15 protein-coding genes are annotated in these 18,515 nt (G+C 67.9%); 11 read left to right on the top strand and 4 right to left on the bottom strand.

The annotated features are described in order from the left end of the window. Window positions 1–77 precede the first annotated feature (77 nt). Window positions 78–764 (top strand): ribose-5-phosphate isomerase RpiA, encoded by a 687-nt coding sequence (gene rpiA, locus MKD38_RS12340; RefSeq protein ID WP_252677159.1) that lies wholly within the window; start codon window positions 78–80, stop codon window positions 762–764. Between the two features lie 81 nt (window positions 765–845). Here the strand turns inward: rpiA and MKD38_RS12335 are convergent, their stop codons facing one another. Together MKD38_RS12335 and argA are read right to left on the bottom strand one after the other, a co-directional pair. Next, window positions 846–1,118 carry an oxidative damage protection protein gene (locus MKD38_RS12335; RefSeq protein WP_018007757.1) on the bottom strand — a complete coding sequence of 91 codons (273 nt, stop codon included), beginning with the start codon at window positions 1,116–1,118 and terminating at the stop codon, window positions 846–848. Window positions 1,119–1,216: 98 nt separating this feature from the next. Beyond that, window positions 1,217–2,680: an amino-acid N-acetyltransferase gene (gene argA, locus MKD38_RS12330; RefSeq protein ID WP_252677157.1), complete on the bottom strand. Its 1,464-nt coding sequence runs from the start codon at window positions 2,678–2,680 to the stop codon at window positions 1,217–1,219. Window positions 2,681–2,703: 23 nt separating this feature from the next. Between argA and hrpA the strand changes: the two genes are divergently transcribed. The 6 genes from hrpA (at window position 2,704) to MKD38_RS12300 (ending at window position 11,614) form a co-directional block, all read left to right on the top strand. Continuing rightward, entirely contained in the window at window positions 2,704–6,762 is a 4,059-nt protein-coding gene (gene hrpA / locus MKD38_RS12325) for an ATP-dependent RNA helicase HrpA (protein ID WP_252677155.1), read from the top strand. Window positions 6,763–6,904: 142 nt separating this feature from the next. Beyond that, complete coding sequence (locus tag MKD38_RS12320) at window positions 6,905–7,891, top strand: YVTN family beta-propeller repeat protein (RefSeq protein WP_252677153.1); 987 nt, start codon at window positions 6,905–6,907, stop codon at window positions 7,889–7,891. 24 nt (window positions 7,892–7,915) lie between these two features. Next, window positions 7,916–8,764 carry a polysaccharide deacetylase family protein gene (locus tag MKD38_RS12315; protein WP_252677151.1) on the top strand — a complete coding sequence of 283 codons (849 nt, stop codon included), beginning with the start codon at window positions 7,916–7,918 and terminating at the stop codon, window positions 8,762–8,764. Continuing rightward, the gene (locus MKD38_RS12310; protein ID WP_252677149.1) at window positions 8,764–9,738 is read left to right on the top strand and encodes a sterol desaturase family protein; all 975 of its coding nucleotides are present in this window, start codon (window positions 8,764–8,766) and stop codon (window positions 9,736–9,738) included. The genes MKD38_RS12315 and MKD38_RS12310 overlap by 1 nt, the downstream gene beginning before the upstream one ends. A 151-nt stretch (window positions 9,739–9,889) precedes the next feature. After that, entirely contained in the window at window positions 9,890–10,777 is an 888-nt protein-coding gene (locus MKD38_RS12305; RefSeq protein ID WP_252677147.1) for an EI24 domain-containing protein, read from the top strand. Window positions 10,778–10,789: 12 nt separating this feature from the next. Further along, window positions 10,790–11,614, top strand: coding sequence for a competence/damage-inducible protein A (locus MKD38_RS12300; RefSeq protein ID WP_252677145.1), 825 nt, complete (start codon window positions 10,790–10,792; stop codon window positions 11,612–11,614). Between the two features lie 66 nt (window positions 11,615–11,680). Here MKD38_RS12300 and MKD38_RS12295 read toward each other — a convergent pair whose 3' ends face one another. Beyond that, window positions 11,681–12,145: a rhodanese-like domain-containing protein gene (locus MKD38_RS12295; RefSeq protein ID WP_092309185.1), complete on the bottom strand. Its 465-nt coding sequence runs from the start codon at window positions 12,143–12,145 to the stop codon at window positions 11,681–11,683. A 484-nt stretch (window positions 12,146–12,629) separates the two neighbouring features. Between MKD38_RS12295 and MKD38_RS12290 the strand changes: the two genes are divergently transcribed. The 4 genes from MKD38_RS12290 to ntrC all read left to right on the top strand — a co-directional run bounded on the left by MKD38_RS12290 (window position 12,630) and on the right by ntrC (window position 17,607). Next, window positions 12,630–14,045 (top strand): 3-hydroxylaminophenol mutase, encoded by a 1,416-nt coding sequence (locus MKD38_RS12290; protein WP_115703641.1) that lies wholly within the window; start codon window positions 12,630–12,632, stop codon window positions 14,043–14,045. Window positions 14,046–14,194: 149 nt separating this feature from the next. After that, window positions 14,195–14,779 (top strand): DUF4124 domain-containing protein, encoded by a 585-nt coding sequence (locus tag MKD38_RS12285; RefSeq protein WP_252677144.1) that lies wholly within the window; start codon window positions 14,195–14,197, stop codon window positions 14,777–14,779. Window positions 14,780–14,783: 4 nt separating this feature from the next. Beyond that, complete coding sequence (gene glnL / locus MKD38_RS12280; protein ID WP_252677141.1) at window positions 14,784–15,962, top strand: nitrogen regulation protein NR(II); 1,179 nt, start codon at window positions 14,784–14,786, stop codon at window positions 15,960–15,962. An 85-nt stretch (window positions 15,963–16,047) separates the two neighbouring features. After that, entirely contained in the window at window positions 16,048–17,607 is a 1,560-nt protein-coding gene (gene ntrC / locus MKD38_RS12275) for a nitrogen regulation protein NR(I) (protein ID WP_252677139.1), read from the top strand. 70 nt (window positions 17,608–17,677) lie between these two features. Here the strand turns inward: ntrC and MKD38_RS12270 are convergent, their stop codons facing one another. After that, the gene (locus tag MKD38_RS12270) at window positions 17,678–18,469 is read right to left on the bottom strand and encodes an HAD-IIB family hydrolase (protein ID WP_252677136.1); all 792 of its coding nucleotides are present in this window, start codon (window positions 18,467–18,469) and stop codon (window positions 17,678–17,680) included. Window positions 18,470–18,515 lie beyond the last annotated feature (46 nt).

The following is an 18,515-nucleotide window of genomic DNA, read 5'->3' as shown; positions in this document are numbered from 1 at the left end:
GTCGCCGCCGCTCGCGCGTCGCGCCACCGCAATCCGCTACACTACGCCTTTTCCCCCAACGCAATCTGGCTGTTGTCATGACTCAGGATGAACTCAAGGCGCTGGTCGCGCAAGCCGCCGCCGACTACGTGAAGCAGGAAGTGCCCGAAGGGGCCGTGCTCGGCGTGGGCACCGGCTCCACCGCCAACCTCTTCATCGACGCCGTGGCGGCGTTCAAGGAGCGCTTCGCGGGTGCGGTGTCGAGCTCCGAGGCTTCGACGCGGCGCCTGCAGCAGCACGGCTTCAAGGTGCTGGACCTGAACGAGGTCGACGAGATCCCGGTGTATGTCGACGGCGCCGACGAGATCGATGCCAGCGGTGCCATGGTCAAGGGCGGCGGTGGGGCGCTGACGCGCGAGAAGATCGTCGCCTCGGTGGCCAAACGCTTTGTCTGCATCGCCGACGGCAGCAAGCTGGTGCAGACCATGGGCACCTTCCCGCTGCCGGTCGAGGTGGTGCCGATGGCACGTGCCGCGGTGGCGCGCAAGCTGCAGGCCCTGGGCGGCCAGCCGCGCCTGCGCATGACCAAGGAAGGCGGCATCTACAAGACCGACAACGGCAATGTGATCCTCGACGTGGCCGGCCTGAAGATCGACGATCCGCGCGGCCTGGAGCAGACCGTCAACCAGGTGCCAGGCGTGGTCACGGTGGGCCTGTTCGCGCTGCGCGGCGCCGACGTGCTGCTGCTCGGCACCGGCGACGGGGTGCAGCGCACCGACTACTGAACGCGCGGCCCGGTGCCGGCGTCAGCCACCAAGCAAAATGGGGTGCCCGAGGCACCCCATTTTCATGATCGCAAGACCGGATCAGGACTGGGGCGGCACGTAGCCCTGGGCCTGGTCGGCGCCTTCGCCGAAGAAGTACTTCTCGGTCTGCTTGAGCAGGTACTGGCGCGCACGCGCATCGGCCATGTTCAGGCGGTTTTCGTTGATCAGCATGGTCTGGTGCTTGAGCCAGCCGGCCCAGGCTTCCTTGGACACGTTCTGCCAGATCTTCTTGCCCAGTTCGCCGGGCAGCGGCGGGAAGTCGAGACCTTCGGCTTCCTTGTTCAGCTTGATGCAATGGACCGTGCGGGCCATGGGGACTCCTTGGTATGTTCGTGAGAGCTTCGGCGCTGGCGCTATTGTAGCCAAGCGTGGCGGCACGCCGCGGCGCGGCGGCGATTGCCCCTACGCCGTCACAGCTTTTTCATCAGCACCATGGACTTGCGCTGCCAGTTGTAGAGCTTGCGCTTGTCCTCGGGCAGGTCGTCGACCGTGGCGTGGACGAAGCCGCGCTTGAGGAACCAGTGCTCGGTGCGGGTGGTGAGCACGAACAGCCGCTCCAGCCCCAGCGCCCGGGCGCGGCGCTCGATGCGCTTGAGCAGGCGCTCGCCGTCGCCGGTGCCCTGGGCTTCCTGCGATACCGTCAGGCACGCCATCTCGCCCATGTTCTCGCGCGGATAGTCGTATAGCGCGGCACAGCCAAACAGCACGCCGTCGTGCTCGATCACCGAGAAGTTGCCGATATCGCGCTCGATCAGGTGGCGCCCGCGCGGCACCAGCGTGCCGTCCTGCTCCAGCGGCTCGATCAGCTGCACGATGCCGCCGACGTCGTCGAGCGTGGCCTCGCGCAGGCTTTCCAGGTCGGTGTCGGACAGCATGGTGCCGACGCCGTCGTGCAGGAACAGCTCCAGCAGCACCGCGCCGTCGAGCGAGTAGGGGATCAGGTGCGCGCGCGGCACGCCGCCCTTGAGCGCCTTGACCAGGTGCTGCAGGTAGTTGGCGACGTCGGGCGGCAGGTGGTTGTTCTGCAGCCGCTCCACCGCGGTGCGCAGCGACATCTCCTGCATCATCTTGCCGACCGGGTCGGGCACGCCCGGGACCTCGGTGATGAAGATGAGCTTGTCGGCCTTGAGTGCGGTGGCGGTGGCGCTGGCCACGTCTTCCATCGACAGATTGAAGGCCTGGCCGGTGGGCGAGAAGCCCAGCGGCGACAGCAGCACCACCTTGCCATGCGACAGCGACATGCGCACGGATTCGGCGTCGATCTTGCGCACCAGCCCGGTGTGCTGGTAGTCGGTGCCGTTGACGATGCCGACCGGGCGCGCGGTGACGAAGTTGCCGGAGATCACCGACAGCTGGGCGCCGGCCATCGGCGTGTTGGGCAGGCCCTGGCTGAACGCGGCCTCGATGTCCAGCCGCAGTTCGCCGGCGGCTTCCTTGGCGCATTCGAGCGCGGCGTTGTCGGTGACGCGCACGCCGTCGACGAACTGCGACTCGACATGGCGCAGCGCCAGTTGCTCTTCCACCTGCGGACGCGAACCGTGCACCAGCACGATCTGCATGCCCATCGCGTGCAGCAGCGCGACGTCGTTGACCAGCGCGTTCAGCACGCCCGACTTGACCAGCTCGCCGGCGAAGGCGATCACGAAGGTCTTGCCGCGGAAGGCATGGATATACGGCGCCACCGTGCGCAGCCAGTCGACGAACTGCTGGTGGTCGGGACCGCTTCGATCGGGATCGGCCGTGACTGGCACGGGGGAGGTCGGGGCGGGGGCGGGGAGCTCGGCCGCGGCGGACGGCTCCGCCTGCGCCGGCGCGGCCGGGGCGGAGGGAGCGGAGGCAGGCGCCGTCTGCGGCGCGTCGGTTCTGGCGTTCATGCCGCGGATTATAATCCCGGCCAATGTCAGAACAACGCCCCGTCAAGCCCAAACCACCGGCGGCGCCGCGCCAGCGCGCCGGTGCCGGTCAGCCCGTTTCCCCAGCCCCGTCCCGCCCGGCGCCCGGCCCGGCCCGGCCGCAGCAGGCCGGCCCGGCAAGGCCGGCCGGTGCGCGGCCCGCCACTGAGGGCGGTCCGCGCCAGCCTCGTGGCGCGCGGCCGCCGCGGCCCCCGCGCCAGGCCAACCCGCTGCCGCCGATCACCTTCCCCGAAGCCTTGCCGGTATCGGCGCGCCGCGACGAGATCGCCGCGGCGCTGCTGGCCAACCAGGTGGTAATCGTTTCCGGCGAGACCGGTTCCGGCAAGACCACGCAGCTGCCCAAGATCTGCCTGTCGATCGGGCGCGGCCCTGGCCGCGAGGGCGGGGGGCTGATCGGCCACACCCAGCCGCGCCGCATCGCCGCCACCTCGACCGCCAAGCGCATCGCGCAGGAACTGGGCACGCCATTGGGCGAGCACGTGGGCTACCAGGTGCGCTTCAACGACACCATGTCGTCGGGCGCGTCGGTCAAGCTGATGACCGACGGCATCCTGCTCGCCGAAACCCAGAACGACCCGCTGCTGCGCGCCTACGACACGCTGATCATCGACGAGGCGCACGAGCGCAGCCTCAACATCGACTTCCTGATCGGCTACCTGCGCCAGATCCTGCCGAAGCGGCCGGACCTGAAGGTGATCATCACCTCGGCCACCATCGACGCGCAGCGCTTTGCCCGGCATTTCGCCACGGGGGACAAGCCGGCGCCGGTGATCGAGGTCAGCGGCCGGCTGTACCCGGTGGAAGTGCGCTACCGCCCGATCGCCGACGACGCGCCCGCCGCCGGCGCGCCGCGCAGCCCGCAGGCGCGCGAGCGCGACCTGTACGACGGCATCGTCGATGCCGTCGACGAGCTGTGCCGCGCCGGCCCCGGCGACGTGCTGGTGTTCCTGCCCGGCGAGCGCGAGATCCGCGAGGCCGCCGAGGCGCTGCGCAAGCACCACCCGCCGCATACCGAGATCCTGCCGCTGTTCGCGCGGCTGTCGGTGCAGGAGCAGGAGCGGGTGTTCAAGCCGTCGAATGCGCGCCGCATCGTGCTGGCGACCAACGTTGCCGAAACCTCGCTGACGGTGCCGGGCATCCGCTACGTGGTCGATACCGGGCTGGCGCGCGTCAAGCGCTATTCGTACCGCAACAAGGTTGAGCAGCTGCAGGTCGAGGCGATCTCGCAGGCCGCCGCCAACCAGCGCGCCGGCCGCTGCGGCCGGGTCGCCAACGGGGTTTGCATCCGGCTGTACGAGGAGTCCGACTTCAGCGGCCGGCCGCGCTTTACCGACCCGGAAATCCTGCGCTCGTCGCTGGCCGCGGTGATCCTGCGCATGAAGGCGCTGCGGCTCACCGATATCGAGTCGTTCCCGTTCATCGAGCCGCCGCTGGGCCGCGCGGTTGCCGACGGCTACCAGCTGCTGCAGGAGCTGGGCGCGGTCGACGACGCCAACCAGCTGACCGGCATCGGCCGCCAGCTGGCCAAGCTCCCGCTCGACCCGCGCGTGGCGCGCATGATCCTGGCCGCGCGCGAGCACCAGTGCCTGCGCGAGGTGCTGATCATCGCCAGCGCGCTGTCGGTGCAGGACCCGCGCGACCGCCCGCAGGAAGCGCAGGAAGCCGCCGACCAGGCCCATCGCAAGTTCATGGACGAGAAGTCCGAGTTCCTGGGCTGGGTCAGGCTGTGGAAGTGGTTCGAGGACGCAGTCGCGCATAAAAAGTCAAACCGCCAGCTGCAGGACCAGTGCCGCGCGCACTTCCTGTCGCACCTGCGTCTGCGCGAATGGCGCGATGTGCATTCCCAGCTGCTGACCACGGTGACCGAGCAGGGCTGGCGCCTGAACGACAGCGAACCGACCTACGAGCAGGTGCACAAGGCGCTGCTGACCGGCCTGCTCGGCAACGTCGGCTGCCGCATCGAGGATGGTGACGGCAAGGGCCGCGAGTACCTGGGCGCGCGCGGCATCAAGTTCCACCTGTGGCCGGGCTCGCTGATCGCGCGCAAGGTCGGGCGCTGGGTGGTCGCGGCCGAGCTGGTCGAGACCAGCCGGCTGTTCGCGCGCACGCTGGCGCGCATCGAGCCCGAATGGCTGGAGCAGGTGGGCCACCACCTGCTCAAGGTCAGCTGGAGCGATCCGCACTGGGAGAAAAAGGCCGGCCAGGTGCTGGCGCTGGAGCGCGCCACGCTGTACGGGCTGGTGGTGTACCAGCACCGCCGCGTGCACTACGGCCCGATGAACCCGCGCGAGGCGCGCGAGCTGTTTATCCGCCGCGCGCTGGTCGAGGGCGAATTCGACACGCGCCTGCCTTTCTACGCGCACAACCAGCGCCTGGTGCGCGAGATCGAGAACCTGGAGCACAAGTCGCGGCGCCAGGACGTGCTGGTCGACGATGAGCTGATCTACGCCTTCTACGACCGCGCGATCCCCGCCGACATCTGCCAGCAGGCCGCGTTCGAGCAGTGGTACCAGGCCGAGAGCGCGCACGACCGCAAGCTGCTGTACCTGAATCGCGACGAGCTGATGCGGCACGAGGCGGCCGGCATCACCACCGACCTGTTTCCCAAGACCATGACCGTGGCCGGCGTGGACATGGGCCTGACCTACCATTTCGAGCCGGGCAGCCACCGCGACGGCGTGACCCTGACCGTGCCGCTGTACGCGCTCAACCAGGTGCGCCCCGAGCGCGCCGACTGGCTGGTGCCCGGCATGATCAAGGAGAAGGTGCACCTGCTGCTCAAGTCGCTGCCGCAGAAGCTGCGCCGCCACTGCGTGCCGCTGCCGGACTATGCCGCCGGTTTCGTCGCGCGCCAGCCGTTTGGCGAAGGCGAGCTGCTCGACGTGCTGATCGCCGATATCCGCGCGCAGACCGGCACCATGGTGCGGCGTGCCGACTTCAAGCTGGAAACGCTGCCCGCGCACCACGCGATGAACTTCAAGGTGATCGACGAGCACGGGCGCCAGCTCGACATGGGCCGCAACCTGGCCCAGCTGCGCGCCGAACTGGGTGGGCAGGCGCAGCAGTCGTTCCAGCGCGTGGCCGCGCAGGCCGCGGCCCAGGCCGCCACCCAGGCCGCGACCCAAGCCCCGGGGCAGGCACCAGAACAGGTGCCGGCGCTGGCCGCGGCGGAGCCCGGCAAGTACGAGGGCCTGACCGGCTGGAGCTTCGGCGAGCTGCCGGAGCTGCTCGAGATCCGCAAGGGCAGTCAGAGCCTGTTCGGCTACCCGGCGCTGGTCGACCGCGGCACCCATTGCGACGTCGAGGTCTTCGACGACCCGCAGGAAGCCGCCCGCATCCACCACCTGGGCCTGCGCCGGCTGTTCGCGCTGCAGCTGCGCGAGCAGGTCAAGTTCATCGAGAAGAACATCCCGGGGCTGCAGCAGATGGCGATGCAGTACATGACCCTGGGCACGCAGGAGATGTTGCGCGAGCAGATCGTGATGCTGGCGCTGGAGCGCGCCTGCATGCAGGCGCCGCTGCCGCGCAACGACGCCGAGTTCAATGCCCGCAAGGACGAGGGCCGTACCCGGCTGTCGCTGCTGGCGCAGGAAATCGCGCGGCTGGCGGGCGCGATCCTGGCCGAATACGCCGGGCTGCCGCGCAAGCTGCTGCAGGCCAAGCCGTTCCCCGGCGCCCATGCGGACATGGAGGCGCAGCTCGGCCGGCTGATGGGCAAGCGCTTTATCGACGAGACCCCGTACACGCAGCTGGTGCATTTCCCGCGCTACCTGAAGGGCATCGCCATGCGCGTCGACAAGCTCAAGGGCGATCCGGCCCGCGACAGCCAGCGCCTGCAGGAGATGGCGCCGCTGGTGCAGCAGTGGCAGCGGGCCGAGAAGCAGCTGCGCACCCAGGGCCGTGGCGGCGAGGACGCGCGGCTGGAGGAATTCCGCTGGATGCTGGAAGAGCTGCGCATCGCGCTGTTCGCCCAGGAGCTGCGCACGCCGGTGCCGATGTCGGTCAAGCGGCTGCAGAAGGTGTGGGAATCGATGCAGCGCTGAGGGTCGCGCGCCGGCATGGCGGTAAATGGTCGTGCCGGCGCAACAATCTGCCAAATACTTGTCTGCCGCCAGCCGCGACGTCAGCGGAATTAGCCGGCCAAACGTTAGAATCGCCGGTTCAGTTCTTCTGGTAGCGGGTCTTATGTTCGCATTGCGGCGGTGGGTGGCTGGTGGGATCACGGTGGGCGCGTTCGCGCTGGGCCTGATGGTGGTCCCGGCTCGGGCGGAGGTGGTGGTGATCCTCAATTCGGGTGATGCCACCGTCACGCTGATCGACAAGGATACGCAGAAGGTGATCGAGACCTTCCCGATCGGCAAGGAGCCTCACCACCTGATCGCCACGCCCGACGACAAATCGCTGATCATCGCCAATGCGGTTGGCAACGACCTGGTCTTCCTGGATCCGGTCAGCGGCAAGGTCCAGCAGCGCGTGCCCAATATCGACGACCCGTACCAGATCGGCTTCTCGCCGGACCAGAAGTGGTTTGTCGCCACCGGCAACCGGCTCGACCGCGTCGACGTGTACCGCTGGGACGGCAAGGCGCTGAAGCTGGCCAGGCAGTATCCGCTGGCCAAGACCCCCAGCCATATCGCCTTCACCGCCGACAGCCGCATCGCCTTCATCACGCTGCAGGATTCCAACGAAGTGGCCGCCATCGACCTGGTCACGCAGAACGTGATGTGGCGCATGGAAACCGGTTCGGCGCCGGCGGGGATCTGGGTCACGCCCGACCAGAAATACCTCCTGGTCGGCATGACCGGGGCCGACTACGTGGCCGTGATCGACTGGCGCACCCGCACCGTGGTCAAGCAGATCCAGACCGGCAAGGGCGCGCATAACTTCCGCGCCGTCGGCGACCGGCGCCACCTGTTCCTCAGCAACCGCGTCACCGGCAGCATCAGCATCATCGACCAGCAGACGCTGAGCAAGGTCGGCGACATCACCGGCCTGCCGCCGGGCCCGGACGACATGGAACTGACAGCCGACGGCAAGACCCTGTGGGTGACGTTCCGGTGGGCGCGCGCGGTCGGGCTGGTCGACGTGGCCAGCCGCAAGCTGGTCAAGACCGTGCGGGTCGGGCGCTCGCCGCACGGCATCTATTTCCGCACGCGCGCGCCGCTGTACTGAGGCAAAGCGGGCAGGGCTGGGACCATGGCACGGAACAGGGCATTGCGCCTCGCGACGATGAGCAAGTGGCTGGCCGCTGTGGCGCTGGCGTGCGGCCTGCCGCTGGCGCAACAGGCCACCGCTGCGCCCGCCGCCAGGGCCTGCCCGGCCGGCACGCTCTACCTGACCTTCGACACCGGCAGCATGAGCCAGGCGCAGCTGATCGCCGACACCCTGCGCCGCCACCAGATCCGCGCCACCTTCTTCCTGGCCAACGAGCCGACGGTGCGCAAGGACAGTTCGCTCGAGCCGTCGTGGGCCCCTTACTGGAAGTCGCTGGTGGCCGACGGACACGCCTTCGGCTCGCATACCTTCGATCATGTCTACCTGCGCAGCGTGCGTGCCGGCAAGGTGACCATGCGGCCGCAGTTCGGCGCGCGGGCGGGCCAGGACGTGGCCATGGACCAGGCCGGCTTCTGCAAGGAATTGCGGCGCAGCGCCGACGCGCTGCGTGCCATGACCGGAGCCGACATGGTGCCGCTGTGGCGCGCCCCGGGCGGCCGCACCGCGCCGCTGACGCTGCAGTGGGCCGAGCACTGCGGCTACCGGCATGTCGGCTGGGCGCCGGCGGGCTTCCTGGGCGATGAGCTGTCGTCGCAGCGCTATCCCAACGCCGTGCTGCTGCAGCGCGCGCTGGCCGGCCTGCGCGACGGCGACATCGCCATGGCGCACCTGGGCATCTGGTCGCGCCAGGACCCCTGGGCGCCGGCGGTGCTCGAGCCACTGCTCACCGGCCTGGAGCACAAGGGCTTCTGCTTCGCGACGCTGCGCGAACACCCGGCCTATCGCGACTGGATCGCGCGGCCTATCGGAGCACAGGAGGGCGCACGCTGATGTGGGACACGCTGAACGGCTGGATCGGCCAGGTCGAAGGCACGCTGTTCCAGGACGTGGTGCTGCCCGTGGTCTATGACCTGGGCTTCGGCCGCTATGCCGAGGAGGCCTTCACCGGCACCGAATGGCTGCTGGTGGGGCTGGTGCAGATCGCGGTGATGGCGCTGATCCTCGGGCCGCTGGAGAAGTGGCGTCCGGTCGAGGCCGTGGCTGACCGGGCCGCGATCCGCACCGACATCCTCTACACCGTGATCCACCGCCTCGGCCTGTTCCGGCTGGCGATGTTCTTCCTGCTGGCGCCGCTGACCGACGCGCTCGAAGGCCACCTGCGGCTGATGGGCTGGCACCGCATCAATGTGGAAGACTGGTGGCCGGGCGTGACCTCGGTGCCGCTGGTCAGCTTCTTTGTCTACCTGCTGCTGTTCGACCTGCTCGATTACTGGTACCACCGGCTGTCGCACTCGTTCCGCTGGTGGTGGCACCTGCATGCGGTGCACCACAGCCAGCGCCAGATGACGCTGTGGAGCGACAACCGCAACCACCTGCTCGACGACATGCTGCGCGACCTGGTGTTTGCGCTGGTGGCGCTTGGCGTGGGCGTGGAGCCGTCGCAGTACGTGCTGCTGGTGGCGCTGTCGCAGCTGCTGCAGAGCCTGCAGCATGCCAACCTGCGGCTGCATTTCGGCGCTATCGGCGAGCGGCTGCTGGTTTCGCCGCGCTTTCACCGCACCCACCACGCGGTCGGCATCGGCCACGAAGCCGACGGCGCGCCGGCAAAGCTGGGCGGCTGCAACTACGGCGTGATTTTCCCGTGGTGGGACATGCTGTTCGCCACCGCGGTCTTCACCGAGACTTACCACCCCACCGGCATCCGCGACCAGTTGCCGCCGCCGGTGGGCAAGGGCCACGACTACGGCGCGGGCTTCCTGGCCCACCAGTGGTACGGCATCAAGCGGCTGCTGCGGCTGCGCTGACGGCGCATTCGAGGCCATCCTGCAGCCGCGGCGGTCGCCGCCGCGCCATGGCGGCAAGCGGCGTATGCTAGTGTTCCGGGTTGCCGCCGGCTCATCACCCCGCTGACCTGGCCGGTTCCCCCGCGACTTTTCCTGTTTTGCCTTCGACTGCATGAACGATATCTTCCGCTCGTTTGGCCGCGCGCTGGTCAGCCAGCTGCATCCGCGCATGCTGATGCTGACCGTGCTGCCTTTCGTCCTGGCCACGCTGCTGTGGGGCGGGCTGCTCTGGTGGGGCTGGGACCCCATCATGGGCGCCACGCGCAGCTTCCTGGAAACCTCGGTCCTGACCAGCTGGATCTACAGCGCGCTCGACTGGTTCGGGCTGCAATCGTTGCGCTCCGTGGTGGCGCCGTTGTTCGTGGCGGCGCTCGCGATCCCGCTGGTGATCGCCTCGATGCTGATGTTTATCGGCGTGTTCTCGGTGCCGGCGGTGGTGCGCCACCTGGAGCGCGGCTACCCGGACCTGGCCAAGGCCCACGGCGGCAGCGTGCTGGGCAGCGTGTTCCATTCGCTCGGCAGTACCCTGGTGTTCCTGTCGCTGGTGCTGGTGACGCTGCCGTTGTGGCTGATCCCGCCGTTCTTTGCGCTGATTCCGCCGGTGCTGTGGGGCTGGCTGACCTACCGCGTGATGACGTATGACGCGCTGGCGGACCACGCCAGCGCCGAAGAACGCAAGACCCTGGTGCGGCGCCACCGCACGCCGCTGCTGGTGATCGGGGTGGCGGTGGGGCTACTGGGCTCGGCGCCGACGATACTGTGGGTGTCGTCGGCGGCGGTGATCTTCCTGTTCCCGTTCGTGCTGGCCGGCACGCTGTGGCTCTATGTGCTGATCTTTATTTTCTCGGCGCTGTGGTTCGGCCATTTCTGCCTGCGCGCGCTGGCGCAGCTGCGGGCCGAGCGCGCCGCCGTGCCGGCCCAGCCGCCTGCCGCGCCGTCGTCGGGCGGCGATGTCATCGACCTGGCGCCGCACGACGTGCGCCGCATCGAAAACTCCTGAAGCGAGGGCAATATGGGTTTCGGCCTGATCGTCATTGGCGACGAGATTCTGTCCGGGCGGCGCGAAGACAAGCACCTGCGCCGCACCATCGAACTGCTGGGTGCGCGCGGCCTGGCGCTGGACTGGGCCGAGTATGTCGGCGACGACCGCGCCCGCATCACCGCCACGCTGCGGCGCACGCTGGCCGGCCCCGACGTGGTGTTCTGCACCGGCGGCATCGGCGCCACGCCGGACGACCACACGCGCCAGTGCGCGGCCGCGGCGCTGGGCGTGCCGCTGGTGCTGCATCCCGAGGCGCGCGAACTGATCGCGCTGCGCATCGCCGAGACCGCCGGCGGCGACCCCGCCAAGGGCGACCTGACGCTGCCGGAGAACCAGCACCGCTTCAAGATGGGCGAGTTCCCCGAGGGCGCGCGCATCATCCCCAACAGCTATAACCGCATCCCCGGCTTCTCGGTCGGCCACCATCATTTCATGCCCGGCTTCCCGGTGATGGCGTGGCCGATGATGGAGTGGGTGCTGGACCACGACTATGCGCACCTGTTCTATCAGGTCGCGCAGCAGGAACGGGCCTTCTACGTGTTCGAGGCGCCGGAGTCGACGCTGACCCCGCTGATGGAAAAGGTCGAGGCGGCGCATCCGGGCATCCGCGTGTTCAGCCTGCCGTCGGTCGGCGACGTGCAGCGCGGCGACCGCTTCGCGCGCCGCCATATCGACCTGGGCGTCAAGGGCCCGGCCGAGCTGGTGGCCCCGGCCTATGCGATGCTGCTCGAAGGCGTGCAGACGATGGGGTACGAGACCGTGGAGCAGCCGCCGCGGCAGGCGGCACCGGCCTAAACGTTCCAGCCGGCCAAAGAAAAGGGGCAGCGTTGGCTGCCCCTTTGCAGTCAGGTCCGGGCGGGATCAGGCGCCATGCCAGGGCAGGCCGCGCACGCACCAGCCCTCGACGGTCTTGCGGTGGTGGTGATCGTCGCGGTTGCCCTCGAAACCTTCGAGCACATCCATGGCGAAGTGGTAGCCGGCTTCGGTGGCCACCCGCGCCGCATGCTTGGAGCGCGCCGCGCTGCGGCACAGGAACAGCACCGGCACGTCGGACGGCACGCGCGCGCGCAGTTCTTCGATAAAGCGCGCATTCTGCGCGCCGCCAGGGTAGGACATCCATTCGACATGGGCGAACTGCGCGTCGGGCACGTCGACGCCGCCGACCCAGTCCAGCTCGGCCTGCGTGCGCACGTCCACCAGCACGGCGGAAGGATCGTTCTGCAGCAGGGCATAGGCTTCCTGCGGCGACAGCGCGCCGAAGTACGGCAACTGGTTTTGTTCCTGGCGCTGGCGGGCGGCCTGGAGGAGATCGTCTCGGGTGGTCATCGGCGTGACAAATTGAATGGGTGGAATTCGTGGCGCGGGGGCCGCAACCCGTTATTCTATAGCGCCGCGCTTGCGGGGCGGTGACTGCGCTGGCCGGGATGGCCCGGAAAGCGCCGCCGCGGGGCGAGGTGGATCGATTTTGGTGCGGATGCACTAAGACGGTGCTTGCACTTGAGGTTTGCACCATGATGGTGTTCCATGACACTGGCAACTTAGGTTGCGCGTGTCGCGGTAGCGCCACATGGGCACCCCCGCCGGTTGGAAGGCGATTTCGTTGCCGGCCAGCATGGTGCGCGATTCGCCGGAGTTGCACAATTTTCGGGCCCTGCGGCGCGTGGGACGTTTGATTGGCACGCTTTCTGCTAACATCCGTCGTCCTTTCGCGGCGAGGCCAGACAGGCGCGGCAACGATGCAGCGGCGCCGCTGGCGACAGTCCCAAGAATTGGCTTTCACAGACATTTGCCGAATACCCAGGAGATTGGCATGGCCCACAGCGTTGCAGACGTGATGAAGCTGGTGAAGGAAAACGACGTCAAGTTCGTCGATTTCCGCTTCACCGATACCAAAGGCAAGGAGCAACACGTGTCCGTGCCCGTGTCGCACTTCGATGAAGACAAGTTCGAGAGCGGCCACGCTTTCGACGGCTCGTCGATCGCCGGCTGGAAGGGTATCGAAGCTTCGGACATGCTGCTGATGCCGGATTCGAACACGGCCCACATCGACCCGTTCTACGAAGAACCGACGCTGGTGCTGTCGTGCGACGTGATCGAGCCGTCGGACGGCAAGGGCTATGACCGCGATCCGCGTTCGATCGCCAAGCGCGCCGAAGCCTACCTGAAGAGCACCGGCCTGGGCGACACCGCCTTCTTCGGTCCGGAGCCCGAGTTCTTCATCTTCGACGGCGTGACCTGGAACGTCGACATGCAAGGCTGCTTCGTCAAGATCCACTCCGAAGAAGCCCCGTGGTCGTCGGCCAAGGAATTCGAGCACGGCAACGCCGGCCACCGTCCGGGCAAGAAGGGCGGCTATTTCCCGGTTGCCCCGATCGACACCTTCCAGGACATGCGTTCGGAAATGTGCCTGATCCTGGAATCGCTGGGTATTCCGGTTGAAGTCCACCACCACGAAGTGGCAGGGCAGGGCCAGAACGAAATCGGCACCAAGTTCAGCACGCTGGTGCAGCGCGCCGACTGGACCCAGCTGCAGAAGTACGTGATCCAGAACGTCGCCCACACCTACGGCAAGACCGCCACCTTCATGCCGAAGCCCATCGTCGGCGACAACGGCTCGGGCATGCACGTGCATCAGTCGGTGTGGAAGGACGGCCAGAACCTGTTCGCAGGCAACGGCTACGCCGGCCTGTCGGAATTCGCGCTGTACTACATCGGCGGCATCATCAAGCACGCCCGTGCCCTGAACGCCATCACCAACCCGGGCACGAACTCGTACAAGCGCCTGGTGCCGGGCTTCGAGGCGCCGGTCAAGCTGGCCTACTCGGCCCGCAACCGTTCGGCTTCGATCCGTATCCCGTATGTGGCCAACCCGAAGGGCCGCCGTATCGAGACCCGCTTCCCGGATCCGCTGATGAACCCGTACCTGGGCTTCTCGGCGCTGCTGATGGCCGGCCTGGACGGCGTGATGAACAAGATCCACCCGGGCGAAGCCGCCGACAAGAACCTGTACGACCTGCCGCCGGAAGAGGATGCAAAGATCCCGACCGTCTGCTCGAGCCTCGACCAGTCGCTCGAGTACCTGGACAACGACCGCGAGTTCCTGACCCGTGGCGGCGTGTTCTCGAACTCGATGATCGATGCCTACATCGAACTGAAGATGGAAGAAGTCACGCGTTTCCGCATGACCACGCACCCGGTCGAGTTCGAAATGTACTACTCGCTGTAAGCAGCCCTTGCCCGGCATGACGCAGGTTGTGACCGGGCAACAGTTGCACTACAAGGGGGCGGCTTCGGCTGTCCCTTTTTGCTTTGCTCGCTAGAATGGGGAATCCGATTCTGTCCCGATTCACCCCGTTCTGACCTGACGCCATGCCCATGGATGCCTTTTCCCGCACGGCCCGCCGGACTCATGCCATGCCCCGTCCCGTGCACCAAAGCCGACGCCGATTCCCCGTTCTGGTGAGCGCCGCGGCGCTGGCGCCGGTGCTGTTGTTTGGCGCGTGGGCCGGGCCGTCGCTGGCGCAGTCCTCGGATGTCTATGTCTGCACCGGGCCCAATGGCGTGCCGGAGTACCGCAACGGCAATGCCGGCAAGGGCTGCAAGAAGCTGAACCTGCCCGAGGTCGTGACCGTGCCGGGCGGACGCATTGCCGCGCCGGCCAAGAGTGCGGGCAGCAGCGCAACGACCGCCGCCAGCTCCGGTTTCCCGCGGGTGGACAGCGCCACCCAGCGCAGCCGCGACAGCGAGCGCCGCACCGTGCTGACGCAGGAGCTGCAGGCCGAGGAGGCCAAGCTGCAGGGGCTGCGTGCCGAATACAACAACGGCCAGCCGGAGCGCCAGGGCAATGAGCGCAACTACCAGAAATACCTCGACCGCACCGCGGCGCTGCGCGACGACATTGCCCGCAGCGAGGCCAACGCGGCATCGCTGCGGCGCGAGCTCGGCAACCTGAAGGACTAGTCTTATGCGTCGCCTGATTCGCGGAGTGTCACGCAAGGCCGGCAGTGCCGATGGCGCGCGGGCCCAGCCGTGTGCGGCGGACCCGGCCCCGACCGAGGCCGGCGCGCGCGTGCTCAGCATCGGCGCGGCGGCGTTCCATGCCGGCCTCGACGTGGTCGCCAACCCGGTGCTGCTGGTGCGCCAGCCGGGGCTGCGCGTGGTCTACGCGAATCCGGCCGCCGAGGCCACCTTCGGCGTATCGCGCAAGGGCATGGTCGAGCTGACGCTGCCCGACCTGTTCGGCAAATCGGACGAGCTGCACAACATGCTCGACACCGTGGTCACGCGGCAGTTCGACGTGCGCCGCCAGGACCTGATCCTGCATCCGCCGCTGCAGGAACCAATCCATGTGCACGTGGTGATCGCCGCGCTCGAGGCGGTCGGCGACACCGTGGTGGTCGAGATCCTGCCCAACGAACAGAAGGTGCGCAGCGACCGCGAAGAGCGCATCCTGGACCTGACCTCGGCCAACAAGGAGCTGATCCGCAACCTCGCCCACGAGATCAAGAATCCGCTGGGCGGCATCCGCGGCGCGGCGCAGTTGCTGGAGTTCGAACTGCCCGAGCGCTCGCTGCGCGAATACACCCAGGTCATCATCAAGGAGTCGGACCGGCTGCAGACGCTGGTGGACCGGCTGCTGGAGCCGCACCGGCATCCGCATATCGTATCGAGCCTGAATATCCACGAGGTGCTCGAGCGCGTGCGCTCGGTGGTGCTGGCCGAGTTCCCCAACGGGCTCGAGGTCGTGCGCGACTACGATGCCAGCCTGCCCGAGCTGCAGGGCGACATGGAGCAGCTGATCCAGGCCGTGCTCAATATCGTCCACAACGCGGCGCAGGCGCTGGCCGAGCGCATCGCGCGCGGCGACGCGCAGATCGTGCTGCGCACGCGCATCGCGCGCCAGGTCACCATCGCCAAGCGCCTGTTCAAGCTGGCATTGGACTTGCATGTGATCGACAACGGCCCGGGAATCCCCGAAGACATCCGCGAACGCATTTTCTATCCGCTGGTATCGGGCAGGGATGGCGGCAGCGGACTGGGTCTCACACTCGCTCAAACCTTCGTGCAGCAGCACGAGGGCTTGATCGAATGCGAGAGCAGGCCGGGCTGTACCGACTTCCGTATCCTGCTGCCGCTGCACTAGCCTTTGCCGGCGTCCGCAAGCGCGTGCACCGACGTGGCCAGGGCATGCGGAAGACCAACTGACACCGAGCAGACAAGCGACGCACATGAAGCCGATCTGGATAGTCGACGACGATCAATCAATCCGCTGGGTCCTGGAAAAGGCCCTCGCCCGTGAAAGCCTGCTCTCGCGCAGCTTCACCAATGTGCGGGACGCGCTGGCCGCGCTCGAGGAAGACCAGCCGCAGGTGCTGATATCGGATATCCGCATGCCCGGCGGTTCGGGCCTGGACCTGCTGCAGGCGATCAAGGCGCGGCATCCGGGCCTGCCGGTCATCGTGATGACGGCATATTCGGACCTGGACAGCGCGGTAGCAGCGTTCCAGGGCGGCGCCTTCGAATACCTGGCCAAGCCCTTCGATGTCGACAAGGCGGTCGAGCTGATCCGCCGCGCGCTGGAAGAAAGCCTGCGCGAGGAAGAAATGGACGACCGCCTGGTCGACGCGCCCGAGATCCTCGGCCAGGCGCCGGCGATGCAGGACGTGTTCCGCGCCATCGGCCGGCTGTCGCAATCCAACGTCACGGTGATGATCACCGGCGAGTCCGGTACCGGCAAGGAACTGGTGGCGCGCGCGCTGCACAAGCACAGCCCGCGCGCCAACGGCCCGTTTATCGCGCTCAATACCGCGGCGATACCCAAGGACCTGCTCGAGTCCGAACTGTTCGGCCACGAGCGTGGCGCCTTTACCGGCGCCCAGACCATGCGGCGCGGGCGCTTCGAGCAGGCCGAGGGCGGCACGTTGTTTCTCGACGAAATCGGCGACATGCCGTTCGACCTGCAGACGCGGCTGCTGCGCGTGCTGTCCGACGGCAACTTCTATCGCGTCGGCGGTCATAACCCCTTGCGTGCCAATGTGCGCGTGATTGCCGCCACGCACCAGAACCTGGAGCTGCGCGTCAAGGAAGGGCTGTTCCGCGAGGACTTGTTCCACCGCCTGAACGTGATCCGGCTGCGCCTGCCGCCGCTGCGCGAGCGGCCGGAGGACATCACGCTGCTGGCGCGCCATTTCCTGCAGAAGAGCGCCAAGGAACTCGGCGTCGAGCCCAAGCGCATGTCGGACGAGGCGCTGGCCTATGTCAGCACGCTGCCGTTCCCGGGCAACGTGCGCCAGCTTGAAAACCTCTGCAACTGGCTCACCGTGATGGCGCCGGCACAGACCATCGAGGTCAAGGACCTGCCGCGCGAGATGCTGGAAGCGGGCACCAGCGAGCCGGTCAATGCGCCGCGGCCGGAGCGCACGCCCGACCCGCGCGTGGCCGAGTATGAAGGCGCCCAGGAACTGGCCGACTATGGCGGGTTTGCGGTGCCGGTGGCCGAAGCCGATACGGCCACGGCGGTCCGGGCTGCGCCGGCCGCAGCGGTGGCCCAGGCTCCGGTGCAGGCATCGGCGGCCGCCGGATGGGAAAGCCTGCTCGCCGCCGAGGCGCGCGCCATGCTGGAAGCCGGCCAGCCCGAAGTGATGGACCTGCTGACGCGCCGGTTCGAAAAAGCGGTGCTGGAAGCCGCGCTGGGCGTCACCCGCGGCCGCCGCGTCGAAGCTGCGACAAGGCTCGGGATCGGGCGCAACACCATCACGCGCAAGCTGCAGGAACTGGGCTTCGACTGAGCCGCGCGTGCGCAAGGCAAAGAAAAACCGGCCGGGATATCCCGGCCGGTTTTTCTTTTGCGGGTGGGATTCAGCCGCGCGCTTCGACCAGCCGCTGCGCCATCTCCGCAAAACCCTCGCCGCCCGCGGCCGCGGTGATGTAGGCCGGCGGCACCGGCAGCTGCGGCAGGATATCGCGCACATTGGCCACGCCCACCGACAGCGGGAAATGCGCAAACATCGAGGCATCGTTGGCCGAGTCGCCGATAAACAGCCACTGGTCGCGCCGCGCATCGACGTCCTCGCCCAGCAGCTCGGCCACGCACAGCTTGCTCATCGACAGCTTGTCATGCTGGCCGAACCAGCCGTTGACATGGATGGAGCTGACCGTGGCAGTCATGCCGGCCTCGCGCATCAGCGCCGCGATGCGCCCGACGGCGTCCTCAGGGAGGGGCACCACGTCCTCGGCGTGGTCGATGGCGAGGTCGGCGGCGTGCCAGGCCTGGTCGGACGCCAGCGCGCACCCGGGCACCTCGCGCACGATGCGCTGGCCCAATGCGTGGATGCGCTCCAGGTTGCGCGCGCGCGTGGCCGCATCGTCGAGAAAGCGGGTCTGCAGCCGCCCGTTGTGCAGGTGCGAATAGAACGCGCCGTTCTCGCCGATGATGGCGTCGACCGGCCACAGCCGCGTCAGAATCTCGGCCCACGCGATGCAGCGCCCGGTCACCGGGATCACATGCAGGCCGGCCCGGCGCAGGCCGTCGAGGGCGAGGTAGGTCGAGGCCGGCAGCCGGCCGTCGGTGGTCAGGGTGCCGTCGATGTCGGTCAGCACGCCGCGCACGTTGCGCAGCGCCGTATTAGAGAGCTTGTTCAGGGTTTGCATGGCGGGCCATTGTAACCGTGGATCTGCGGCCAAATTCGTTTATTGC

The organism is Cupriavidus sp. WGlv3 (assembly GCF_023952475.1).
GTDB classification, from domain to species: domain Bacteria; phylum Pseudomonadota; class Gammaproteobacteria; order Burkholderiales; family Burkholderiaceae; genus Cupriavidus; species Cupriavidus phytorum.
This window is presented reverse-complemented; position numbering and strand designations above follow the sequence as displayed.

What these genes read in the sequence shown, in the direction of transcription:
- glnL (WP_252677141.1), top strand. Translation starts at nt 14,784, where the DNA reads ATGCGTCGCCTGATTCGCGGAGTGTCACGCAAGGCCGGCAGTGCCGAT.
- argA (WP_252677157.1), bottom strand. Translation starts at nt 2,680, where the DNA reads ATGAACGCCAGAACCGACGCGCCGCAGACGGCGCCTGCCTCCGCTCCC.
- MKD38_RS12310 (WP_252677149.1), top strand. Translation starts at nt 8,764, where the DNA reads ATGTGGGACACGCTGAACGGCTGGATCGGCCAGGTCGAAGGCACGCTG.
- ntrC (WP_252677139.1), top strand. Translation starts at nt 16,048, where the DNA reads ATGAAGCCGATCTGGATAGTCGACGACGATCAATCAATCCGCTGGGTC.
- MKD38_RS12315 (WP_252677151.1), top strand. Translation starts at nt 7,916, where the DNA reads ATGGCACGGAACAGGGCATTGCGCCTCGCGACGATGAGCAAGTGGCTG.
- MKD38_RS12320 (WP_252677153.1), top strand. Translation starts at nt 6,905, where the DNA reads ATGTTCGCATTGCGGCGGTGGGTGGCTGGTGGGATCACGGTGGGCGCG.
- MKD38_RS12290 (WP_115703641.1), top strand. Translation starts at nt 12,630, where the DNA reads ATGGCCCACAGCGTTGCAGACGTGATGAAGCTGGTGAAGGAAAACGAC.
- hrpA (WP_252677155.1), top strand. Translation starts at nt 2,704, where the DNA reads ATGTCAGAACAACGCCCCGTCAAGCCCAAACCACCGGCGGCGCCGCGC.
- rpiA (WP_252677159.1), top strand. Translation starts at nt 78, where the DNA reads ATGACTCAGGATGAACTCAAGGCGCTGGTCGCGCAAGCCGCCGCCGAC.
- MKD38_RS12335 (WP_018007757.1), bottom strand. Translation starts at nt 1,118, where the DNA reads ATGGCCCGCACGGTCCATTGCATCAAGCTGAACAAGGAAGCCGAAGGT.
- MKD38_RS12285 (WP_252677144.1), top strand. Translation starts at nt 14,195, where the DNA reads ATGGATGCCTTTTCCCGCACGGCCCGCCGGACTCATGCCATGCCCCGT.
- MKD38_RS12295 (WP_092309185.1), bottom strand. Translation starts at nt 12,145, where the DNA reads ATGACCACCCGAGACGATCTCCTCCAGGCCGCCCGCCAGCGCCAGGAA.
- MKD38_RS12270 (WP_252677136.1), bottom strand. Translation starts at nt 18,469, where the DNA reads ATGCAAACCCTGAACAAGCTCTCTAATACGGCGCTGCGCAACGTGCGC.
- MKD38_RS12300 (WP_252677145.1), top strand. Translation starts at nt 10,790, where the DNA reads ATGGGTTTCGGCCTGATCGTCATTGGCGACGAGATTCTGTCCGGGCGG.
- MKD38_RS12305 (WP_252677147.1), top strand. Translation starts at nt 9,890, where the DNA reads ATGAACGATATCTTCCGCTCGTTTGGCCGCGCGCTGGTCAGCCAGCTG.